The sequence below is a fragment of the Bacillus sp. FSL R9-9410 genome (genome assembly GCF_038050385.1).
In the GTDB taxonomy this organism is placed as follows: domain Bacteria; phylum Bacillota; class Bacilli; order Bacillales; family Bacillaceae_G; genus Bacillus_A; species Bacillus_A cereus_U.
Map to the genome: position 1 here is coordinate 1 of NZ_JBBOTV010000008.1, position 2,500 is coordinate 2,500.

Below are 2,500 nucleotides of genomic sequence, written 5' to 3' on the forward strand. Positions count from 1 at the left end.
AACGTCAATTTTTATTTTTAGATGCTAGACAAACTAACTTTATTGGAGAGTTTGATCCTGGCTCAGGATGAACGCTGGCGGCGTGCCTAATACATGCAAGTCGAGCGAATGGATTAAGAGCTTGCTCTTATGAAGTTAGCGGCGGACGGGTGAGTAACACGTGGGTAACCTACCCATAAGACTGGGATAACTCCGGGAAACCGGGGCTAATACCGGATAATATTTTGAACTGCATAGTTCGAAATTGAAAGGCGGCTTCGGCTGTCACTTATGGATGGACCCGCGTCGCATTAGCTAGTTGGTGAGGTAACGGCTCACCAAGGCAACGATGCGTAGCCGACCTGAGAGGGTGATCGGCCACACTGGGACTGAGACACGGCCCAGACTCCTACGGGAGGCAGCAGTAGGGAATCTTCCGCAATGGACGAAAGTCTGACGGAGCAACGCCGCGTGAGTGATGAAGGCTTTCGGGTCGTAAAACTCTGTTGTTAGGGAAGAACAAGTGCTAGTTGAATAAGCTGGCACCTTGACGGTACCTAACCAGAAAGCCACGGCTAACTACGTGCCAGCAGCCGCGGTAATACGTAGGTGGCAAGCGTTATCCGGAATTATTGGGCGTAAAGCGCGCGCAGGTGGTTTCTTAAGTCTGATGTGAAAGCCCACGGCTCAACCGTGGAGGGTCATTGGAAACTGGGAGACTTGAGTGCAGAAGAGGAAAGTGGAATTCCATGTGTAGCGGTGAAATGCGTAGAGATATGGAGGAACACCAGTGGCGAAGGCGACTTTCTGGTCTGTAACTGACACTGAGGCGCGAAAGCGTGGGGAGCAAACAGGATTAGATACCCTGGTAGTCCACGCCGTAAACGATGAGTGCTAAGTGTTAGAGGGTTTCCGCCCTTTAGTGCTGAAGTTAACGCATTAAGCACTCCGCCTGGGGAGTACGGCCGCAAGGCTGAAACTCAAAGGAATTGACGGGGGCCCGCACAAGCGGTGGAGCATGTGGTTTAATTCGAAGCAACGCGAAGAACCTTACCAGGTCTTGACATCCTCTGAAAACTCTAGAGATAGAGCTTCTCCTTCGGGAGCAGAGTGACAGGTGGTGCATGGTTGTCGTCAGCTCGTGTCGTGAGATGTTGGGTTAAGTCCCGCAACGAGCGCAACCCTTGATCTTAGTTGCCATCATTAAGTTGGGCACTCTAAGGTGACTGCCGGTGACAAACCGGAGGAAGGTGGGGATGACGTCAAATCATCATGCCCCTTATGACCTGGGCTACACACGTGCTACAATGGACGGTACAAAGAGCTGCAAGACCGCGAGGTGGAGCTAATCTCATAAAACCGTTCTCAGTTCGGATTGTAGGCTGCAACTCGCCTACATGAAGCTGGAATCGCTAGTAATCGCGGATCAGCATGCCGCGGTGAATACGTTCCCGGGCCTTGTACACACCGCCCGTCACACCACGAGAGTTTGTAACACCCGAAGTCGGTGAGGTAACCTTTTGGAGCCAGCCGCCGAAGGTGGGACAGATGATTGGGGTGAAGTCGTAACAAGGTAGCCGTATCGGAAGGTGCGGCTGGATCACCTCCTTTCTAAGGATATTATACGGAATATAAGACCTTGCGGTCTTATAGACAGGTGCGTTTAGATCTTGTTTAGTTTTGAAGGATCATTCCTTCAAAGCGTGTTCTTTGAAAACTAGATAACAGTAGACATCACATTCAATTAGTAAGCAAGATATCACGTAGTGATTCTTTTTAACGGTTAAGTTAGAAAGGGCGCACGGTGGATGCCTTGGCACTAGGAGCCGATGAAGGACGGGACGAACACCGATATGCTTCGGGGAGCTGTAAGCAAGCTTTGATCCGGAGATTTCCGAATGGGGAAACCCACTGCTCGTAATGGAGCAGTATCCATATCTGAATTCATAGGATATGAGAAGGCAGACCCGGGGAACTGAAACATCTAAGTACCCGGAGGAAGAGAAAGCAAATGCGATTCCCTGAGTAGCGGCGAGCGAAACGGGAACAGCCCAAACCAAGAGGCTTGCCTCTTGGGGTTGTAGGACACTCTGTACGGAGTTACAAAAGAACGAGGTAGATGAAGAGGCCTGGAAAGGCCCGCCATAGGAGGTAACAGCCCTGTAGTCAAAACTTCGTTCTCTCCTGAGTGGATCCTGAGTACGGCGGAACACGTGAAATTCCGTCGGAATCCGGGAGGACCATCTCCCAAGGCTAAATACTCCCTAGTGACCGATAGTGAACCAGTACCGTGAGGGAAAGGTGAAAAGCACCCCGGAAGGGGAGTGAAAGAGATCCTGAAACCGTGTGCCTACAAGTAGTCAGAGCCCGTTAACGGGTGATGGCGTGCCTTTTGTAGAATGAACCGGCGAGTTACGATCCCGTGCAAGGTTAAGTTTGAAAAGACGGAGCCGCAGCGAAAGCGAGTCTGAATAGGGCGCATGAGTACGTGGTCGTAGACCCGAAACCAGGTGATCTACCC

General features: G+C 51.2%; 2 rRNA genes (1 of these 2 cut by a window edge). Both read left to right on the forward strand.

Going from position 1 to position 2,500, the window contains the following annotated elements:
• Positions 1–39: 39 nt before the first annotated feature.
• A 16S ribosomal RNA gene (locus tag MKX77_RS30575) occupies positions 40–1,590 on the forward strand.
• Positions 1,591–1,760: 170 nt separating this feature from the next.
• Positions 1,761–2,500 (forward strand): 23S ribosomal RNA (locus MKX77_RS30580) (it continues 2,190 nt past the right edge of the window).
• Together the 16S and 23S rRNA genes form the textbook arrangement of a ribosomal RNA operon.